The 21633-nt window shown below is 51.0% G+C and carries 14 protein-coding genes; 12 read left to right on the top strand and 2 right to left on the bottom strand.

Annotated elements, in window-relative coordinates; all coding sequences use genetic code 11:
- Window positions 1-7: 7 nt before the first annotated feature.
- The 4 genes from treS to JWG88_RS11410 all read left to right on the top strand — a co-directional run bounded on the left by treS (window position 8) and on the right by JWG88_RS11410 (window position 7579).
- Complete coding sequence (gene treS, locus JWG88_RS11425) at window positions 8-3343, top strand: maltose alpha-D-glucosyltransferase (RefSeq protein WP_205233887.1); 3336 nt, start codon at window positions 8-10, stop codon at window positions 3341-3343.
- A gap of 51 nt (window positions 3344-3394) precedes the next feature.
- Window positions 3395-5335, top strand: a complete 1941-nt coding sequence (gene glgB, locus JWG88_RS11420) for a 1,4-alpha-glucan branching protein GlgB (protein WP_205233886.1) — start codon at window positions 3395-3397, stop codon at window positions 5333-5335.
- Between the two features lie 35 nt (window positions 5336-5370).
- A complete protein-coding gene (glgA, locus tag JWG88_RS11415; protein ID WP_240194408.1) occupies window positions 5371-6606 on the top strand; it encodes a glycogen synthase in 1236 nt (411 codons plus the stop codon).
- 352 nt (window positions 6607-6958) lie between these two features.
- Window positions 6959-7579, top strand: a complete 621-nt coding sequence (locus tag JWG88_RS11410) for a YqaA family protein (protein WP_205233885.1) — start codon at window positions 6959-6961, stop codon at window positions 7577-7579.
- Window positions 7580-7752: 173 nt separating this feature from the next.
- Here the strand turns inward: JWG88_RS11410 and JWG88_RS11405 are convergent, their stop codons facing one another.
- Window positions 7753-8433, bottom strand: a complete 681-nt coding sequence (locus JWG88_RS11405; RefSeq protein ID WP_205233884.1) for a hypothetical protein — start codon at window positions 8431-8433, stop codon at window positions 7753-7755.
- A gap of 314 nt (window positions 8434-8747) precedes the next feature.
- Between JWG88_RS11405 and JWG88_RS11400 the strand changes: the two genes are divergently transcribed.
- On the top strand, window positions 8748-9815 hold the full coding sequence (locus JWG88_RS11400; RefSeq protein WP_205233883.1) for a glycosyltransferase family 10 domain-containing protein: 1068 nt from the start codon (window positions 8748-8750) through the stop codon (window positions 9813-9815).
- A 5-nt stretch (window positions 9816-9820) separates the two neighbouring features.
- Here JWG88_RS11400 and JWG88_RS11395 read toward each other — a convergent pair whose 3' ends face one another.
- Window positions 9821-12205, bottom strand: coding sequence for a glycoside hydrolase family 65 protein (locus tag JWG88_RS11395; protein WP_205233882.1), 2385 nt, complete (start codon window positions 12203-12205; stop codon window positions 9821-9823).
- Here JWG88_RS11395 and JWG88_RS11390 point away from each other — a divergent pair.
- From JWG88_RS11390 to JWG88_RS11360, 7 genes are all read left to right on the top strand, one after another.
- A complete protein-coding gene (locus JWG88_RS11390) occupies window positions 12204-12431 on the top strand; it encodes a hypothetical protein (RefSeq protein ID WP_205233881.1) in 228 nt (75 codons plus the stop codon). The two genes, JWG88_RS11395 and JWG88_RS11390, sit on opposite strands and share 2 nt — an antisense overlap.
- Window positions 12432-12643: 212 nt before the next feature.
- Window positions 12644-14356 carry a phosphate/phosphite/phosphonate ABC transporter substrate-binding protein gene (gene phnD / locus JWG88_RS11385; protein ID WP_205233880.1) on the top strand — a complete coding sequence of 571 codons (1713 nt, stop codon included), beginning with the start codon at window positions 12644-12646 and terminating at the stop codon, window positions 14354-14356.
- Window positions 14357-14367: 11 nt separating this feature from the next.
- Window positions 14368-15816, top strand: a complete 1449-nt coding sequence (locus JWG88_RS11380; protein ID WP_205233879.1) for a sensor histidine kinase — start codon at window positions 14368-14370, stop codon at window positions 15814-15816.
- A complete protein-coding gene (locus JWG88_RS11375) occupies window positions 15813-17159 on the top strand; it encodes a sigma-54-dependent transcriptional regulator (protein WP_205233878.1) in 1347 nt (448 codons plus the stop codon). The genes JWG88_RS11380 and JWG88_RS11375 overlap by 4 nt, the downstream gene beginning before the upstream one ends.
- Window positions 17160-17562: 403 nt before the next feature.
- The gene (locus tag JWG88_RS11370; protein ID WP_205233877.1) at window positions 17563-20121 is read left to right on the top strand and encodes a molybdopterin-dependent oxidoreductase; all 2559 of its coding nucleotides are present in this window, start codon (window positions 17563-17565) and stop codon (window positions 20119-20121) included.
- A 19-nt stretch (window positions 20122-20140) separates the two neighbouring features.
- A complete protein-coding gene (locus tag JWG88_RS11365) occupies window positions 20141-20908 on the top strand; it encodes a 4Fe-4S dicluster domain-containing protein (protein ID WP_205233876.1) in 768 nt (255 codons plus the stop codon).
- A 69-nt stretch (window positions 20909-20977) separates the two neighbouring features.
- A complete protein-coding gene (locus JWG88_RS11360) occupies window positions 20978-21613 on the top strand; it encodes a TorD/DmsD family molecular chaperone (protein WP_205233875.1) in 636 nt (211 codons plus the stop codon).
- Window positions 21614-21633: the final 20 nt, after the last annotated feature.

The following is a 21633-nucleotide window of genomic DNA, read 5'->3' as shown; positions in this document are numbered from 1 at the left end:
GGCGACAATGCGACACACCACCAATCTGCACAAAGAACCGCTCTGGTATAAAGACGCGATCATCTATCAGCTGCACATCAAGGCTTTTCACGACAGCAACGGCGATGGTATCGGTGACTTCCGCGGACTCAAGGAGAAACTGGGATACCTGCAGGAACTCGGGGTCAACACCCTCTGGCTCCTGCCCTTTTACCCCTCTCCATTCAGGGACGACGGCTACGATATTTCAGATTTCAAGGGAATCCATCCCAGCTACGGCACCCTCGCCGATTTTAGAGCCTTCCTGCGGGAGGCACACCGCCGCAACATGCGGGTCATTACCGAACTGGTAATAAATCATACCTCCGATCAACATCCCTGGTTTCAGCGGGCCCGCCGGGCCAAACCCGGCAGCATCTACCGGGACTTCTACGTCTGGAGCGATACCTATAAAAAATACACCGATGCCCGCATCATCTTTCAGGATTTCGAGTCCAGCAACTGGACCTGGGATGAAGTGGCTCAGGCCTACTTCTGGCATCGCTTTTATTCTCATCAGCCGGATCTAAATTACGACAATCCCAGGGTCCATAAAGCAATTTTCCAGGCCCTTGACTTCTGGATGGATATGGGGGTGGATGGCATGCGGCTGGATGCCATTCCCTACCTCTATCAGCGTGAAGGCACCAACTGTGAAAACCTGCCGGAAACCCACGCTTTTCTCAAGAAGCTGCGAGCCCGCATGGATGAAAAATATGAGGGCCGCATGTTTCTGGCGGAAGCCAACCAATGGTCCGAGGATGCGGTGGAATATTTCGGCGATGGCGATGAATGCCACATGTCCTTTCATTTTCCGCTGATGCCCAGACTCTACATGGCGCTGCATATGGAAAACAGTTTTCCCATAATCGAAATTCTCAGCCAGACCCCGGACATCCCGGAGACCTGCCAATGGGCCATCTTCCTGCGTAATCATGACGAATTGACCCTGGAGATGGTCACCGACGAAGAACGCGACTATATGTACCGCGCCTATGCCCAGGATCCGCGGATGCGGGTAAACCTGGGCATTCGCCGCCGCCTCGCCCCGCTGGTGGGTAACCATCGCCGCCGTATCGAATTGATGAACGGACTGCTCTTTTCTCTCCCTGGCACCCCGATCATCTATTACGGCGATGAAATCGGCATGGGGGATAATATCTATCTGGGGGACCGCAACGGCGTTCGCACTCCGATGCAGTGGAGTTCCGACCGCAATGCCGGTTTTTCCCGGACCAATCCCCAGCAGCTTTACCTGCCGGTCATCCTTGACCCGGAATACCACTATGAAGTGGTCAATGTCGAGTCGCAGAAGAAGAATCGCCACTCCCTGTTCTGGTGGATCAGAAGACTGCTCACCCTGCGCAGCCGCATCCCGGCCTTCAGTCGCGGCAACCTGAAATTCCTGGAGCCGGACAATACCAAGATCCTGGTCTTTATCCGTCAATATCAGGAGCAGCGCATTCTGGTGGTAATCAATCTTTCCCGCTTCGTCCAGTTCGTCGAACTCGACCTCTCAGAATATGCGGGGATGATACCCGTGGAAATCTTCGGCAATACCAATTTTCCCAAAATCAGCGAGGAACAGTATTTTCTTACCCTCAGCCCTCATGCCTTTTACTGGTTCAACCTGGAATCCGAAGAGGCTAAGCAAGATGAAAAGGTACCTTCTCCTGAGCGGCTTGGGCTGTTTCAGGTTGAGAAGAGTTGGCATGAGATCTTCGAGGGCCGTCTGCCTGCACGATTTGAAAAACTCATCCCGGCGTATATCAGGAAACAAAGGTGGTTCGGAGCCAAAAGCCGGCGCATCAAAAACTCGGCTGTCAGGGAAATACTGCCGCTGCGGGACAGGACCCTGGTAGGGATAATCCTTTTCATCGACCTGCAGTACATGGACGGTACCGGAGAATCCTATATTCTGCCGCTAACCTATCAGGCTGCAGATAAAGCCGGGGACACTATCGAAGAACTATCGCGGATGATGGTGGCCAGGGTCAAGATACGTTCCAGCGGCGAGGAGGGCTTTATTGTCGATGGACTTTTACAGCCCGAATTCTGTACCGCCCTGCTCAACATGATTGCCACCCGCCAGGGAATCAAGGGCAAGTACGGGCGGTTGAGCGCCACCCCGACTCATGGTATGAAAAGCATCTACAATAAACTGGAAGCACCTTTAGAAACCACGGTGGTCAAAGCGGAACAGAGCAATACCTCGATTATATACGGCCATAGTTTCATCCTCAAGCTTTTCAGACGTCTTCAGGATGGTATCAACCCCGACCTTGAAATCGGCCGCTTCCTGACCCGCAAGAGATTTCCCAATCTGCCGCCGGTAAACGGCTATCTTGAATATGGCGGCAAAGGCGAGGAACCCAACACCGTGGCCATTCTGCAGACCTTCATACCCAACCAGGGAGACGCCTGGCAATATACCCTGAACAGCCTCTACAGCTATTTCGAACAAATCCTGGAAATTCAGGATGAACAGCCACCCCCACCCCGGCAGGAAACCCTGCTGGAGCTGGGTCATGTTGCCATTCCTCCTGAAAGTGGGAAACGGATCGGGTTTTACCTGGAGTCGACCCGACTGCTGGCTATGCGCACTGCCGAGATGCATCAGGCCCTGGCCTCGGAAAACATCGATCCGCTGTTTTCCCCGGAATCGTTTTCCAAGCTTTACCAACGCTCTCTTTTCCAGTCCATGAGTTCCCAGGCCAATCAAGTGCTTTCACAGTTCAAGAAGCAGTTGCGGCGGATGCCTCAGGATGTCCGAAAAATGGGAGAGAGTTTTTTGGAGCGCCAGGGGGATATCATTGCCCGTTTCCGGTTATTGACCGACCGGAAAATCAGCGCCAAACGATTGCGCTGCCATGGAGACTTTCATCTTGGTCAGGTTCTCCACACCGGTAATGATTTTGTGATCATCGATTTCGAGGGAGAACCGGCACGTCCGGTCAGTGAACGCCGCATCAAGCGCTCGCCGCTACGGGATGTCGCCGGAATGCTGCGCTCCTTTCATTATGCGATCTACAGCGCCCTGCGGGACGAGGAAGGACGGGGCTCTTTTCATGAAGACGACAGAGAGAAGATGGAGGCATGGGCCGAAGAATGGCGCATGTGGGTTAGTGCGGAATACCTGTACACCTATCTGAATCATAGTGCCGATTCCAGATTTCTGCCCGAAACGTCAGCGGAAATACAGGTTCTTCTCGATGCCTATCTTCTGGAAAAAGCCATCTACGAACTCGGCTATGAGATGAATAACCGGCCCGAATGGATACACATACCGCTGCATGGAATCGAGCAGCTCCTTGATAGCCGATAATGCCAACTGTCCCGTAACTTCAACGGGATTTTTTTTGATCTGGAGGATAATATGTCGCACAACACAACGAACGGGACAGCCGGCGAAGTCCGCTACGATTTCAGTCTGCTGAGCAAAGACGACATCTACCTGTTCAATGAAGGCAGCCATTTCCGTATCTATGAGAAACTCGGAGCCCACCCGGCCGAGCATAACGGCGAACGGGGGATCTATTTTGCGGTATGGGCACCCAATGCCGAGCATGTCGGGGTCATGGCCTCATTTAATGACTGGAACAAGGACAGTCATGTCCTGCAGCCCTATGAAAGCTCCGGCATCTGGCACGGCTTCATTCCGGGAATACATTCCGGAATAGCCTACAAGTACTATATTCGCTCACACCACAAGAGTTACCGGGCCGACAAAACCGACCCCTTTGCCTTTTTCACCGAGCTATCACCCCAGACCGCATCCGTCGCCTGGAACCTGGACTACGCCTGGCAGGATCGTGACTGGATGGAACACCGCCATATCCCCAATAACCTCAATGCCCCCATCTCCATCTATGAAGTTCATCTCGGATCGTGGATGCATGTGCCGGAAGAAAACAACCGCTCTCTGACCTACCGGGAACTGGCCCCCCGACTGATCGACTACCTTCACAAGATGGGCTTTACCCATGTGGAATTCCTGCCGGTGATGGAGCACCCCTTTTTCGGCAGTTGGGGATATCAGAGCCTGGGATATTTTGCTCCGACAAGCCGCTTCGGCACGCCTCAGGACCTGATGTATCTGATTGACCAGCTGCATCAGAATGGTCTCGGCGTCATTCTCGACTGGGTGCCTTCTCATTTTCCCACCGACGAGCATGGTCTCAGTTATTTCGACGGCACTCACCTCTACGAACATGAAGACCCGCGTCTGGGCTACCATCCGGACTGGGGCAGCTATATCTTCAATTACGGCCGTAATGAAGTGGTCAGTTTTCTGATCAGCAGCGCCCTGTTCTGGCTGGATAAATATCATATAGATGGTTTTCGGGTTGATGCAGTCGCATCCATGCTCTATCTCGATTATTCACGAAAAGAGGGGGAATGGATCCCTAATCGCTTCGGCGGCAAGGAGAATCTCGAGGCCATCGCTTTTCTGAAACGGTTCAACGAGGAGGTGCATATCAACTATCCCGATGTGCTCACCATCGCCGAGGAATCCACGGATTGGCCCCAGGTTTCCCGTCCCACGTATATAGGCGGTCTTGGCTTTGACATGAAGTGGGACATGGGCTGGATGCATGACACCCTCGCCTATATGTCCCAGGAGCCCATCCATCGCAGCTATCATCACAACAAGCTCACCTTTCGAATGCTCTACGCCTTTCACGAAAATTACATCCTGCCCCTCTCTCATGACGAGGTGGTTCACGGCAAGGGTTCGCTGCTGGGAAAAATGCCCGGGGATGAGTGGCAAAAGTTTGCCAACCTACGCTTGCTTTTCGGCTACATGTATTCCCAACCGGCCAAAAAACTGCTCTTCATGGGGGCGGAAATCGGCCAATGGAATGAATGGAATCACAGCAACAGCCTCGACTGGCATCTACTGGAGAACAGCTTTCACAAGGGACTGCAGCGCTGGCTTGAAGACCTCAACCAGTTTTACCGTAAAAGTCCCGCCATGCACGAAAAAGATTTTTCCCATGAAGGTTTCGAATGGATCGACTGTAACGACGTCCATCAATCAACACTCAGTCTGGTCCGGCACGGCCATTACGCGGAGAATGACATCATTATCGTCTGCAACTTCACCCCCGTGCCCCGCCATAACTATCGCATAGGAGTCTCCCAGGAAGGCATCTGGAAAGAGTGCCTCAACAGCGATGCGCGCGATTACGGGGGCAGCAATCAGGGCAATCTGGGATCTCTGGAAGCGGCCCCGATTCCCTGCCATGGCCATTACTTTTCCATCAACCTGGTACTTCCTCCACTTGGCATCGTCTTTTTCAGAAAGGAGAGTTGAGGTCGTCATACCGCCATGTTCGATAAAGGAGGAGTATGACCATGAACATTCTGCTGCTGACCAATGAATATCCACCCCACATTTACGGGGGTGCCGGCGTCCACATAGAACACCTGAGCCGGGAACTTGCCGAAATCAAAGGAAACCATCTTCAGATCCTGAGTTTCGGAGACCAGAAAATTCAACTCCAGACCATGGATATCGCGGGCATAGCCCCAGCCCCAAACCCTCTTTCCACCGACCGGGGACGCGCCAGGTTCCTTGATGCCCTGTATCGTAACATCATGATGACCGGCCTGGCGGAATCAGCCGATATTATCCACTGCCATACCTGGTACTCCTATCTGGGCGGCTGCCTTCTTAAGCAGATTCTGGGAATTCCTCTGGTGATCACCACCCACTCCCTGGAACCGCACCGCCCCTGGAAAAAGGAACAGCTGGGAGGCAGCTACGATGGAGTCTGCTGGCTTGAAAGAGCCGCCTTTGCCGCAGCGGACGGCATCATCGCCGTTTCACAGGCAATGAAAGAGGATACCGAAAAGCTCTTCGGGATCGCAGCCGACCGGGTGCAGGTCATCCATAACGGCATTGATGCCGGAACTTTCCATAAAATCAGGGAGCCGCAGATCCTCAAGCATTACGACATCAACCCCGACAAACCCTATATTCTCTTCGTCGGCAGAATCACCAGTCAAAAAGGTATCCTTCATCTGGTTCACTCTCTGCCGCTGCTTAACGAGGGTATTCAGGTCGTACTCTGTGCCGGTATGCCGGATACCGAAAAAATCGGCCGGGAAATGCATGAAGCGGTACAGAAGGCCAGGACCAAAACGACAAACAACATCATCTGGATCGAACAGATGGTTCCGGTACCTGACTTAATAGCTCTCTACAGCCATGCCGACATCTTCGTCTGCCCCTCGGTCTATGAACCCTTCGGCATCATCAACCTTGAGGCCATGGCCTGCAGCACCCCGGTGGTAGCTGCTGCGGTCGGCGGTATTCCCGAAGTGGTGGTGCATGGTCAAACCGGACTGCTGGTTCCTTTTCAATCCAGGGGAGGCGGCAGCCCCGAACCTCAAGACCCGGATGGCTATTCCCGGGATCTCGCCGCTGCCGTCAATGCCCTGATGGCCTCTGCCGGGAAAAGAAGTCAAATGGGAAAAGAGGGCCGCCAAAGGGTCGAGGCGCTTTTCAGCTGGAAGAGCATCGCCCGCCAAACCCAGGATTTTTACCGGTCGCTGACCGTGCCCCCCACTTTTCCCCGGTGACAGCTTCTCCACCAAACTCAACAAACGAAAAAATTGCAGCAACCGAAAACAGGCATGCAGGACAAGTTATCCTGGTTCGGCTTTATGGTTCGGCCGGTTAAACTTACCAGTCTTTTTAGCGGAACATAAACCGTCTCTTCAGCACGACCACTTTTGGTATTGAGGATGGCCCGATTTCTAACCTGAATAGCAGCCGGCTGAGATTTAAAGCGCGAATTTTGCTTGAAAGGCGGCTAAAAAGAAATAGGTTTTTGATATTGATTGTTGATGGAAAGGAATTTAAATAAAATTTGACAAACTTACAAAGAAATGACTTATCATCTCAGATGCCATCTGGCTGGAGATAAAATCTTTGGATAATTCAACCTCCGGGAAAGGACACCAAAAACGAATTGGCCGCTGGCTGGAGCGCCTGGAAAGGTCCCAACATGTTATGTGGCTGCTCTTCAGCCTTTCGTTTCTGGAAACCATCATTCTGCCGATCCCGATAGAACTTGTTCTCATCCCCTTCATGCTCACCAACCGTCACAGGTTGTGGAAAACTGCCGCCTATGTCACCGCCGGTTGCCTGGCCGCCTCAGTTTTTGGTTACGGCATAGGATACTTTCTCCTTGAAACCGCCGGGGAATGGATGATCAATACAATGGGATGGCAGCAGGGTTATGAAAAATTCCAGAACCTCTTCGACCAACACGGCTTCTTTGCCATTCTCATGGTGGGTATGGTTCCAATACCTTTTCAAACAGCCATGCTCGCCGCCGGAGCTGCCGGTTATCCTGTCTGGAAATTCGTACTGGCGGCGACCCTGGCCAGGGGCATACGCTACTTCGGATTGGCCTGGCTGGTATTTGTCTTAGGAAAGCAAACGGTAATCCTTTGGCAGAATCATCGTTTGATCGTCGGTCTGGGCCTGGCGACCATCGTCCTTGCTCTCTGGGCGCTGACACAGTGGCTTTCTTCAGTTCTCATCTAAATATGACGCCAGCCCCATCGGCAAACGCAGCTTCCGAGACTCTGGCGGGCAAAGAACCTTGAGGTAAATAAAAATACAAGAAAGTATCAACCCGATGCTGCCGATGCCATGCTTTTTCCGTCGCAGCCCCAACAAAAGCACAAACGGAGGTCTCTTGGAGTCCAATCGCCATTTCACTCTGTTCTGCCGGAAATATTCTGGGCGAGCCTGGCTTGGTAGTCGACACCATATTGTATCAGTGCCATTATAAAAAAGACCGGGATGAACAGCTCCAGACACTCCTCCATGATACTGCTGTAGATTCCCAAATCTCCCTCTTCCATACCGAACAGGAACTCAAAAACTTCCGAGTTTCCATCGATGAGTTTGCTGGCCACCATACAGGCCAGACCGAAGATGATGGAGAAGGCGTAGGCCTTCCTCGCGGAAAGTGCCCTGAGAAATCCAGGTGTTACCTTCCTCAGGTAAACAATGGCATAGCTTATTACTGCGATATCGAACAGGACGACGATGATCTTCTGCTCGACAGGAACTTCGGGGCTGAGGTAGAATTTGATTTTAAACATGCCCATGGTGGTGAAGCGGGCATGGAAATCCATTTCGCGCAGCGCCAGCAGCAGGATGAAAACACCTGGAGCGAAGCTGGTGCGCAGGATTCCAGTAGCATTGAAATAGACGATAAAAAGGATGAACAAAAAATAGAGGCCAACCGAGATAGTTTCGACAGGACCAAATTCCCTAACTGTTTCATAAGGCAGATCGCCAGGCAGCAGCGCAATCCCCACCACCAGCACCAGCAAGGCGGCAGCCATTTTTAATGTCGACACCAGAATATCTCGATCTTTCTTATGCATCCAGGCCCCTAAAGCTCTTGTCCTCTGCGCGATACCGTGTAGCATCGGCTCTGTCACAGCGGTTTTTGTGAAACTGAGTTTATGTCATACCTCCAAACGTTAGGTCGTGCAAGCTGATTCCTGAACACCAACGAGTACTTACCTCCAATTCCTGCTAGACATCGACTCGCAGCGCGCCCCTCTGTCATGTACATAGCTGCCGCAATTGGGAAATTCCGCGTTGAAAAAATATCATAAAAGAAGTACGCATTAAAACAATGTCTTACTGTTCGATTCTCGACTTCCACAATTCTTCCGGGGCAGAGCCTGAATAGATGATCGTCAAATTTATGCATAGAGGCTTCAGAAAAAGCAGGCCGATCAGCACGCTGCTCCGTCAGTTTCCGGGGATGAATCCCGTCTGGGGCCACTGCTCGTTCATATTCGACGCCGACTGTCGCGACTATGACTGGCTGGTCGTATATCATGACCTGCCCAGGAATAACGGTCTGATCAACGAAGAGCGGCTCGCCTGTCCCCGCGAGCGCACCATGCTGCTGACGGGCGAACCCTCGACCATCACGGTGTACGGTACCGATTATTTGCGGCAGTTCGGTTGTATTGTGACCTTTCAGGAACCGTGGGCGATACGGCACCCACAGGCATTTTTTCGCCACCCTGGGCTCACCTGGTTCTATGGCATCACTTCGGATAACAAATTTCTCTCGTGGGATGAATTGGTGCGCCGCCAACCTGGACGGAAAGACCAAACCATCTCGACCGTCTGTTCTTCGAGGACGGGAACGATCACGCTGCATTCAAAACGCGTGGCGTTCACAAATTGGCTGAAGGAGCAACTGCCCGAGCTGGAGATTTTCGGCCACGGCGTAAGGCCGATGAAGGACAAGGCCGAGGCCCTTGATCCCTTCCGCTACCACATCGCCGTCGAAAATCATGTGTATGATCATCATTTGACGGAAAAATTGCCTGATGCCTTTCTTGGATATTGCCTGCCGTTTTATCACGGCGCTCCCAATGCCGCCGATTACTTTCCTGAAGAGAGCTTTGTCCTCATCGATATCAATGATCGGCAAAGAACCTTCGATATCATCAGAAGCCATATTGCCAACAACGAATATGAGGACAGGTTGCCGTATATCCGTGAAGCCAGGCGGCGAATTCTCGAGGAGCAGAATCTTTTTGCCGTAATCGCCGATACCATCGAGAAAATCGAGCGCAGGCCTCAGGCAACTACATACGGGAAAGTTATCCGTAACCGCTCGACCATGCGTTTAAAAAATCCTATCATCGGCCTGCGGAGCCTCTCGCAAAAAGGATTGACCAAATTCTATCATCGCCTTGCCTTGACCGCCAGAAGAAAGCTGAAGTGGACATTGCGTTAATAGGGTTAAATTGATGCTCCGGCATAGGCACAAACCGCCTCAGGCTTTTCCCGGCTCAACTCCACCTCTTTTCCAGAGTGATGAAAAATAAGGCCCGGTCCATCCTTAAGGCGATAGACGGCTGCTTCGGGAATCAGTTCGACCTCCACGGAGCTTCCTCGGATCCTCAGACAGAAACGAAAGAGAGTGCAGCGCTCGGGAATTCTGGGATTAAAAGAAATATTCCCGTTGTAGTCCCGCATTCCGGCAAAACCGTAAGCCAGAACCATCCAGGATGCACCAATGGAAGCGATATGGGCGCCATGCCCGATATTGCCGCCGATATCCGCCAAATCCATCAGGACCGCGTACCTGGCATACTGCCCTGCTTTGCGGTAGTTTTTTATCTCGGAGGCCATAATGCTCTGCACCCCAACGGAAAGAGAGGAATCTCCAGTAGTAAGACGATCATAATAATTGAAGTTCCGCAATTTTTCTTCCTCGGAAAATTCCTGCCCGAGAAGAAATAGAGCCAGGACCAGATCGGTCTGCTTGATCACCCGGTGACGGTAGATCACCAGCGGATGATAATGGAGCAGAAGAGGATAGTTCTCCGGAGGCGTTCCGGCAAAATCCCACTCCTTTTTTTCCAGAAAACTGTCATCCTGGGGATGGATTCCCAAGTTCTCGTCATAGGGTATATACATGTGGTCGGCAGCCCGCCGCCACTCTTCGACCTCAGCGTAATCCAGAAGGGTCTTGTCCAGCAGACTCTGATAATTTCCCACATCGTCCAGGTGCAGGTTATCGATGGTATCTGCGGCAAACCAGAGATTTTCCCGGGCCATCAGATTGGTGTAGGCATTGTTGTTCACTACAGTATTGTATTCATCCGGTCCAGTCACTCCATGGATGCAGAACCTGCCGTCCTTTCGTTGTGAAAAAAAACCGAGACTCCGCCATAATCTCGCAGTCTCCACCAACATTTCCGCGCCTTCCCGGTAAAGAAATTCCAAATCCCCGGTCACCTCCACATATTTTTTCAAACCGAACATAATATCAGCGTTGATGTGGTATTGAGCGGTACCTGCAGCATAATGTGCAGAGGCTTCATCTCCATTGATGGTCCGCCAGGGGAACAGTGCGCCGCGCTGGTTGACGTCCCGAGCTCGCTGTCTGGCCCCATCGAGCATGCTGTGCCGAAATTTGAGCAGATTTTTGGCAATCCGCGGATTGGTGTATATCAGAAAAGGGAGCACATATATTTCGATGTCCCAGAAATAATGGCCCTCATATCCGCCACCGGTCAGACCTTTTGCCGGAATTCCCGTGCCCTCGGCCCGGCTGGAGGCCTGACAGAGCTGGAACAGATTCCAGCGGATAGCCTGCTGCCATTCTTCAGTGGAACGGCCGCCTGTTTTACGCCTCTCCGTTACTGCCATCTGGACATCACTTTTCTGCCAGTAGTTCTCCAGAAACTCCTTCTGGGAGTTCAGAAGCGCATCGAAACCATCTTCCTTGGCGCGGACCAGAGTCAGTTTGACCCTCCTGCACAAATCCTCCGGAGCCGTTTTTCGGGAAGTATGAAAACTCATCCATTTGGTAATCCGGATCGGAATTTCAGGTTGCGCCTCTACCGAAAAAATGATTTTACCTTCATCAGCGAGAGCCTCATTCTCCCAACTCACCGGATTCTCCGTTTCCACACTGTGATCAAAGCCGCATCCCAGAGTCATTTGGCTGTTTCGTGTGATAAATCCCAGGATAATCTGAAGATCCGCTGCCACTTTAGTTTCCGGATTCAAAACTTTTTCTCTGAAAACCCGGGTATCCCGTGGATCCCCATCCGTCCCCCGGATGGTGCGGTGGGGGGTAATCTCAGATAAAATCACCAGCGGAGCATGAGAGTTCAGCACTTTCACCTCGTACTGGATAGCCGCAAGATGTCTATGTTCAAAGGAGACCATTCGTGTCGATTTTATAGAGACCAGCTTGCCGGACGGCATTTCCCAGAGAATATCCCGGGTCAGGGTTCCTGCTTTCATGTCCAGTGTACGCTCAAAATGCCTGAGGTCTGCAGTCGGCAGAAAAAAGGGTTCATCGTCGACAAATAATCGAATGACCTTGAGGTCGTGAAGATTGACGATGGTCTGACCCGTTTTTGCAAAGCCGTAGGCCTTTTCGCCATACACTATCGGCCAGCTTTCATAAAACCCGTTAATCAGGTTGCCGTGGTTATAGAAAGGCCTTCCTTCTTCAAAAGTACCGCGCATGCCGAGATAGCCGTTGCTCAAGGCAAATATCGTCTCCATCTGGCCGAGAAATGCAGGATAGAATTTTTTTTCGATGATTTTCCATTCATCACCCGGATAGATATATCGCGGGGGATTGAGCCGTTCTCGATGAAGCATGAATTTTCTCCAAATTTTTCCAGCTTCCTCTGGACAGAAACTTTCGATTACACTTGTGGGCACCAGCTACATCAACCAGCAAATCTGTATCCACAATAATATCGGTGCCGCTTTTACGAGTCCTTCAGGTATGATAGTAAATCATATCATAATCGCCATTGTCAAAACAGAGATTTTCCCAATGGGAATAAGGCAGTGGAGAGGAAACGCTGAAGAAGAAGAGTAAGCCATAGTTTTTTTATAGCGGCAACGGCAAGCTTTGAATAAGATTCTGAAATACCGGAATTACCCTTCTCTGCTGTTACGTATGGGTAACATTCTCCTTCGACAACCGGCGGATTATGTCCTATAATCAGGCCGGAGAAGGGATGGAATCAAACTTGCAGTCATTTCTGCCGACCTCAGACCTTCTTTAATTTTAACGACAACGAGGACTCCATGTCTCTACAACGCTATTTGCTGTGCGCCCTTCTGACCGCTTTATTTTCCGCCGGTGTCACCCAGGCATCAGAGAAGAAGATAAGGGCGGGCGTTGCCAGCATGATAACCCCTGTCAGTGCGGTTAGATACTATCAACAGGTTGTTGACTATATAGGTGAAAAAATCGGCAGCTCCGCTGAAATGGTGCACCGGACGACCTACGACGAGATTGATGTGCTGCTCGAACAGGGTGAGGTCGACCTCGCCTTTATCTGTTCCTCCCCCTATGTCCTCAACAATGAAAAATTCGGAGTGGAACTGCTGGTTGCCCCCCAGGTTGAGAACAAGGTGGAATACCACTCCTACATTATTGTTCACAAAGACAGCGAGGTGGACTCTTTCAAAGACCTGCGGGGCAGTTCATTTGCTTTTGTCGATCCCAAAAGCAATACGGGAAAGCTTTACCCTACCTATCTTCTGGCCCGGATGGACCAGACTCCGGAGAGCTTTTTCAATAACTTTATCTACAGTTACAGTCATAACAAGTCTGTGGAAATCGTTGCCAAAAATAGAGCTGAAGGTGCAGCTGTCGATTCGATTGTTTACGACTTCATGGTTGCTTCAAAGTCTCCCTACATCGAACAGACTAAAATAATTCATCGTTCCCCGCCCTTCGGCATTCCTCCGGTGGTGGTCCCGCCTACCACTTCGACCTTTCTCAAGGAATCACTCCGGCAGATTTTTTTAACTATGCACGAAGACGAGGACGGGAAAAAAATATTGAGCTCCATGCGCATCGACAAATTTGTACAGGTGCCCGATACAAACTACGATACCATCAGAGCAATGAGGGCATTTATCAAAAACAACACCATTGCCCGCAACAACAACTCAATTCCTGAAAACGATGATGCAGATACAGAGAATGAGACAATCTGGATAGGGGTGTTGCCCAAGGATAACCCGATCATCGCCTATGAACGATATCAGCCACTGGTCAATTACCTGACGGAGGCAACCGGCATACAGACCGAACTGCATCTGGAAAAAACGTATAAAGAAGTGGTCAACAGCCTGGGCAAAGGAAAGATCAATTTTGCCCTCTTGGGGCCTCTTACCTATCTCGATGCCCGTAAGCGTTTCGATGCCTCCCCCATTGCCAAAAGCAGAACCTCCCGCGGCGAGAGCTTTTTCAGGAGCGTCATTGTCACCGATACCGAAAGAAATCTTGATGAAATATCCCAACTCGTCAATAAGAAATTCGCCTTCTCTGCGCTATGGTCCACCTCCGGAAATCTCATTCCGCGTTATATGCTGGCCTGGTCAGGCATCCACCTGGACGACCTTCTTGAATACCAGCACTACAACTATCATGATACCGTCGCCAAAAAGGTGATCAGCCGCGAATTCGATGCGGGAGCTTTAAGGCTGTCGGCGGCCGAACGTTATCTTCCTTACGGATTGAAAATTATTGCGGTTTCCGATCCTATCCCCACCGGTCCCGTTGTGGTGTCTCCTCATACGCCATATGCAACCATGCGCAAATTTCAAAAAGCCCTGCTGGCCATTGCAGAAAGTGAAGAAGGCAGAGCAATCCTCAAGAAACTCGATCCTGATCTGCAAGGGGGATTCGTAGCCGCTTCCGATGCCGATTACTCTCAAATTCGACAGATGATTAACGATGTCCCCAAAACCTGCGGCAAAGGTTGCCATCCACAGGTTTCCTTTTAAGGCGGTTGACGATGCGGCTTTCTCTACAGAAAAAATTTATCCTCATCGGCTTTGCCTCCGTCCTGCTTCTCACCGCCTCCATCGGGTACATGGCTGCTGTAAAGACTCGGGACGCGCTCTATAAGGCCTCCGACAAGCAAGGCAGAATGCTTGCCCAGACGGTCAGTGCGGTCATCATCAATGAGTTGATCTATGAAATGCTGGGGCTGGTGGAGGAAGGCGGTCTCATCGACAATTACATGCGGGATCTCCATAAGCATCCTGAACTTGATCTAAACTTTATCGCCGTTCTCGACAACACTCGCAAAGTCATATCCCATAGCGATTTCAGCGAATATGGAAAGCGATACGAAGTACTATTTATCGAGAAGTCGCTGCAGCAGGAAGAAGTAGCGCTTAGAAAAACCATGGATACACCCCATTCCACTTATTCTCTAGAGGTTGCCGCCCCGCTCTCCATCGAAGGAAAACGCTGGGGAATTCTCTACTTTTCCATGTCCCTGCAATCCGTTGAACAGGAGATCAACGCACTGATCCAGCTCATTGTTTCGATATCCGTGATCGCCTTGATCGTTCTCTTCATCCTCATTTATTTCCTGAGCAGAAGATTTATCAAACCCATCATAGATATGTCCCATGCCATGGCCGAAGTTGAAGTTGAAATGAGTGAAAAGGCGATACCCGTCTTCGGCAGCGATGAACTTTCACGCCTGACCGAAAACTTTAACGATATGGTGAGGAGGATACGCAACGCCAATGAAGAAATGAAAGTGGCCCACGAGAAGCTGCTCCAATCCGAAAAACTGGCCACGCTTGGAGTGCTTTCTTCCAGCGTAGCACACCGGATCAACAACCCCCTGGGCGGACTGTTCAACTGCGTTACCATGCTGCGCAGAAAGGGAGATGAAAAAGATTTTCGAGGCGAATATCTCGATCTGATAGAGGAGGGACTGGTGAGCATCAGGCGCACCGTCAGCCAGCTCCTTAAAACAGTAGGGAGAGACAAGGTAGAAGATCAGCGAAGTGATATACATGACGTTCTTGCCAATGTGATGAGGTTTCTCGATTATAAGTTAAAAAACCAGAATATAACCTTCCTGGCCGATATCGAACCTGGCCTGGAAACCCCACTTGCGCCCCATGACCTTGAAGAGATCTTTCTCAATACCATGATCAATTCGATTCAGGCCATGCCGGAAGGCGGTTATTTGCGGGTGGCCGCCAGGCGCGGCAATAAAAAAGTGCACCTTATCGTGGAGGATAACGGCGCTGGTATTGCAAAAGCTGATTTAGAAAAAGTTTTCGATCTCTTCTATTCCACCAAAGGGAGGGGTGAAGGAACAGGGGTCGGCATGTGGATGACCTATGAACTTATAAAAAAATACAACGGGGATCTTTCCCTGGAAAGCGAGGAGGGAAGCGGAACCACTATTTCCTTCATCATCCCGGAGGCCCGATGAATCAGAGTATTTTAATAGTTGAAGATGAAAAAATTCTTCGAATTTCCCTTGCCGACGCCCTCAAGTCCGAAGGCTACACTGTCTATGCGGTTGAAAACGGAGAAGCCGCCCTGCAGGCTCTCGAAGATGGTGATTTTTCTCTGGTTTTGACTGATATCAGGCTGCCGGGTGCAAGCGGTATGGATATTCTTAAAAAAAGTCTGAAAGAGCAGCCGGCTACTCCGGTAATCATGATGACCGCATACGGCAGCATAAATGATGCCGTTGAAGCAATGCGATACGGCGCCTTCGATTACATCACCAAGCCATTTGACCTTGATGAAATACTGGAAACCGCCAAAAAGGCACTGGATATCGAGGCAATCACCCAGGAAAACATCAGACTCAAGCAAGAGATCAGGCGGTATTACGGCGCCCCCAATATTATAGGAGAAAGCAAGGCTATGCAGTCTGTTTTTGCCTTGCTGGAAAAGGTCAGCAGAACGGACTCAACCGTCCTCATACTTGGTGAATCCGGTACAGGCAAGGAGATGGTAGCCTCCACCATACATTTCCAAAGCCCCAGGAAGGATAAGCCCATAATCCGTGTCAACTGTGCCGCCCTGCCGGAAAATCTCATAGAAAGTGAACTCTTCGGGTATGAGAAAGGAGCCTTTTCCGGGGCTGCAGGCAGAAAACCGGGAAGATTTGATCTGGCCGACGGCGGCACCATTTTTCTTGACGAAATCGGAGACCTGCCCCTTCTCACCCAAACTAAAATCCTTCGCGTTCTGGAAGAGCGTTCTTTCGAGCGGCTGGGCGCGACCACTACAGTTACCGTTGATGTCAGGATTATTGCGGCCACCAACAAGGATCTTGAAAAAGAAGTGAAGAAAGGCACCTTTCGCGAGGATCTCTATTACCGTCTGAACGTGATTCCCGTTCTCCTCCCGCCACTGCGCCGGCGCAAAGAAGATATTGCTCTTCTGGTCCATTCCTTTACCCGGCGGTTCAATGATCAGATGGGAACATCCGCATCCTTCACCCCGGAAGCGGTTGAGACTCTGACCTCCTACTCCTTCCCTGGAAATGTCAGAGAGCTTCTCAATGTGATCGAGCGCTGTGTAGCTCTCAACACTGATAATCTTATACGTCCCGCTGACCTGCCGGCGCATATTACCAAAGACAAGAAAGCAAAAACAGTCCTGGCATCTCTTCACGATATCACTTCCGAGGCAGAGAAAGATCATATTATCAGTATATTGCGACTTACCAAGGGAAATCGCACACAAGCTGCTGAGATTCTTGGAGTGAGCAGAAAGACCCTCTGGGAAAAAATCAACCTTCATAAAATAGATCTCTGACCCAGCGAAGCTGAATAAGTTTTTTGCGGCAGTTTTCTCGGAGGAAGATACTAATGGTCTGTAGCTGTTCGTGCTGAGGCCCGGCCACCACCACGCTGTTACACCAAGGTAACACCCCTCCAAGGACCATATCCCTACATTGCAATGGCAGCGAGTCTTTGCAGAGAATGTGGACTCTGCAATACCTGTTACGCCACTCCTCCGCCAAATACCAATCACTATAGTATTGATCTTGTATGGTAAAACCAAAGTCACCAAGAGCACATGTTACCTTAAAGTAACACCATCGCGTCATTTAGGCATGGCATGGATAATGCAAATGTTGCCCTAGCTATTGGAGGGTATGTGCAGCAATGCAACAGCGTATCATTATCCTATTCAACAATGTTATGCGGAGGTTTTCATGAAAATCAAGAGGAGAGACTTTCTCAAACTAACGGCGGTCGCAGGAGCAACAGCGGCTTTGACCGGCTACAACAGCAAACATTCAGGCATGAATGCCCTTGCCGCGACCAAAAACGGCGGAAAAACAGGAGAGTTGCCGGGTGAATGGATTCCGACCAGCTGCCAGGGCTGCACTACCTGGTGCCCTGTCGAAGTTTTTGTCCAGGACGGCAGAGCGGTCAAGGTAAGGGGCAACAGATATTCCAAACAAAATGAAGGCAAGGTATGTCCGCGCGGCCATCTTTCGCTGCAGCAGGTCTATGATCCGGACCGCATCAAGGTCCCCATGAAAAGGACAAATCCCAAAAAGGGACGCGGCGAGGATCCGAAATTCGTGCCTATCAGCTGGGATGAAGCGCTGGATACCATCGCCGATAAAATGATGGAACTCCGCAAGGCCGAGGAGCCTGAAAAATTCTGCCTGATGCGGGGGAGATACACCTACCTGCGCGATGTAATATATGATGTTCTGCCGAAAGTTTTCGGCTCCCCCAACAATATCTCGCACAGTGCCACCTGTGCCGAAGCAGAAAAGTTCGGCGCTTTCTATACTGAAGGGTATTGGGATTATCGAGATTACGACATCGATAATTCCAAGTATATCCTGATCTGGGGATGCGATCCTGTTGCCAGTAACCGTATGGTTCCGGCAATGATCAAACGGCTCGGCAACGCTCTTGATCGTGCCACAGTCGCTGCAGTCGATCCCCGGCTGACCACAAGTGCCGCCAAGGCCCAGGAATGGCTGCCGCTGATTCCGGGAACAGATGGCGCGCTGGCCCTGGGGATTGCCCACATAATTCTGACCGAAGGTTTGTGGCACAAGGATTTCGTTGGCGACTTCACAGACGGCACCAACAGATTTACAGCAGGAGCAGATGTCGCCGAGGCCGATTTTGCGGAGAAGGAAAGTCATGGTGTGGTCAAGTGGTGGAACCTGGCGGTAAAAGACATGACACCTGCACGAGCGGCGGAGCTGAGCGGTGTTGACGAGCAGCAGATTTTCAGGGTCGCCCGCGGTATGGCTGCCGCTGCGCCTAATGTCGCGGTATGGATGGGGCCCGGTGCCGCCATGCAAGCTCGCGGGGGCTATTCAGGCATGGCCGTGCACGCCCTTGGCGGACTGGTCGGCGGCATCGACAACGTCGGCGGCTCACTGCAGACGGCAAGCATCCCGGTGAACAAGCTCAACAAAGACATCCTGAAAAAGCATCAGGATGAACTTGCCCAGAAACACACGAAAAAAGAGAAAATCGATCAGCGCGGCCGGCTTGAGCTGCCTGCCCTGTCCAAGGGCAAATCCGGCGGCGGCGTAGCAACCAATAACGCGGCCAACGGTATTCTCAACAAGGATCCCAATGAAATCAAAGTGCTGGTAGGCTACATGAATAATTTTGTCTTCTCCTGCAACGGCACCGACCGTTGGGAAGACGCTCTTTCCTCTGTACCGTTTACGGTCCATCTAACCACTAATGCCTCGGAATTCAGCATGTTCGCGGATATCCTGCTGCCCTGCACCGTCAACATGTATGAACGCTATGGCTTTTTAAAGACCAAAGCCAACAGATACGCCACCTGTACGCTGCTGCGGCCGGTTATCAATCCTGTCTGGGATGTTATCCAGGATGAAACGGAATTCCCCTTCCTGCTCGCCGAGAAACTGAAGGACAGGGGGTTTGCCAATCTCTACGACTGTCTTGTGGAGATGTATTCCGATCCCGAAACCGGAGCCAAACCGACAAACTCCAAAGATTTCACGATCTATGCCATGAAATATTACACCCAGCCTCTGTGGGACGGCAAAAAGGAGAATAAAGGAGACAAGATCAACGGCTGGAATGAAATGCTTGAGCGGGGAATGTGGAATTCCGAACCCTACGAATACAAAAAACATTGGGGTGGAAATTTCAAAACAGCTTCAAAGAAATTCGAATTTTACAGTGAGACCCTGAAGGAGGCGCTCACTGGCCACGCCGAGAAACACGGGGTCGATATCGACACGGTTATGGAAAAGGTCAATTACACCGCCCGTGGAGAACTTGCTTTTGTTCCCCATTATGAAGCTCCGTTTCGGCATGGCAGTAAGAAGGATTATCCTTTCGAATTTGTCGACTATAAATCACGATTGAACCGTGAGGGCAGAAGTCAGAACAGCCCTTGGTACTATGAATTCAAGCATGTCGATCCAGGCGATGTCAGTAACCAGGATTCCTTGCGCATCAATCCAATCGATGCCGACAAACTCGGCATCAAAGACGGCGACAAAGTGAGGATAACCTCTGTTGCCGCCTCGGGAGAATGTGTTGCCCGGGTCTGGGAAGGAGTACGGCCCGGAACGGTCAGCAAATCCTTCGGCCAGGGCCATTGGGCGTATGGCAGGACGGCAACCGATGATTTCGCCAAAAGCGCCACCCGCGGGGTGAACAACAACACCATCATTCCCTGGGAACTCGAGAGGCTATCGGGATCAAATGCTCGAAACGGAGGCCATGCAGCCGTCCGTATCGAGAAGATATAGGTAAGAGGAGGATGTAATAATGACCCAATATGGAATGATAATTGATTTACGCAAATGTGTTGGTTGCGGCGCCTGTGCTCTTGCCTGCAAAACAGAAAACAACACGGCAATCCGCAAAGACGGCCAGACCTACAACTGGGCCGATTTCCTTCATGAAACGGAGGGAAAATTTCCCGACACCACCTTCAGGACACTGCCGGTTCTTTGCAATCACTGCAGCGACGCCCCCTGCGTCGAGGCCTGTCCGGTGGAACCGAAGGCCATGTATAAAACGGAGGACGGCATTACCATGCACAATGACGAACGCTGCATCGGCTGCCGCGCCTGCCAGGACGCCTGTCCCTACAGTATGTATGAGGTTACCAAAGACGGGGCTTACGGGGAATACAGCGTCATCAGCTATAATGAAGAAGGTCAACCGACCCATCCTTTCTACAGGGACAAGACCGAGCTTCTTCAAGGGAGAACCGGATCGGGAGCGGAAATTTCCTCGATTACCGGATCGGTACCTCCGCATCAGACCCGCTACAATCATCCGGACTATGAAAGTGTGCGTCGGGACAATATCGTAGAAAAGTGTATTTTCTGCGACCACCGTGTAAAAAACAACGAGCTGCCCTATTGTGTAGATGCATGCCCATCCGGGGCAAGAGTCTTCGGCGATCTCAATGATAAAAACGGTGAACCTGCCAAACTGCTCAAACAGTACCAGCATTTTGTACTGCAGCCGGAGGAAGGCACCAAACCAAACGTCTTTTACATTCGGGACTATTCAGCAAAAGTTTAATGTTCATCAACTCAGGGCAACATCCCGTTCACGGGATTGTTGCCCTTTTCAACCATAAAAGAGAAAATAATGACCACGCACGATACTCAGCAGATTTCCCGGGCCGGCGATTGCTTCAGGCTCCTGTCCGCCTGCTTCTATGAACCGGACAAAGCTCTCTTCCTGGAGCAGAAGGTATGCGATAATCTGGCCATGCTCCTGGAAGGGTTTTCACCGATTGCAGCCACCTCCGCCAGGCTGATGTCCGAGAGCCTGCTCAACCAGGATCAGGAACAGTTGGTTCTGGATCATGCAGCCCTCTTTGTCGGACCATTTGAGCTTCATGCCGCCCCCTACGGTTCCATCTATCTGGAAAAGAAGCGTGAGGTAATGGGTGAATCCACCATCAAAGTCATGAAATTTTATCGGGATGCGGGTTTAGAGGTAGAGGAAAACGAACCTGCGGATCATATAGCCATTGAACTTGAGTTTATGTCCTTTCTTTGTGGAGAGGAGAGCCGGACTGCCGCAGAAGGCCGGACTGCCGAAGCTGAAAGGTATAGGAATTTCCGACTCGACTTTTTTACAGCATGTCTGCAAACCTGGGTGGATGATTTTTGCGGGGCGATTCGGGCCGGAACCACCAATGTATTTTATTTATCCCTTGCAGATTGTCTTGCCGGTTTTTTGACATCTCAGCAGAAATGCATAGATAAAGCCGCCTGACACCGTGTCTATCAGGATAT

Origin of the sequence: Desulfopila inferna (genome assembly GCF_016919005.1) — a bacterium.
Taxonomy (GTDB): Bacteria; Desulfobacterota; Desulfobulbia; order Desulfobulbales; family Desulfocapsaceae; genus Desulfopila_A; species Desulfopila_A inferna.
This window is presented reverse-complemented; position numbering and strand designations above follow the sequence as displayed.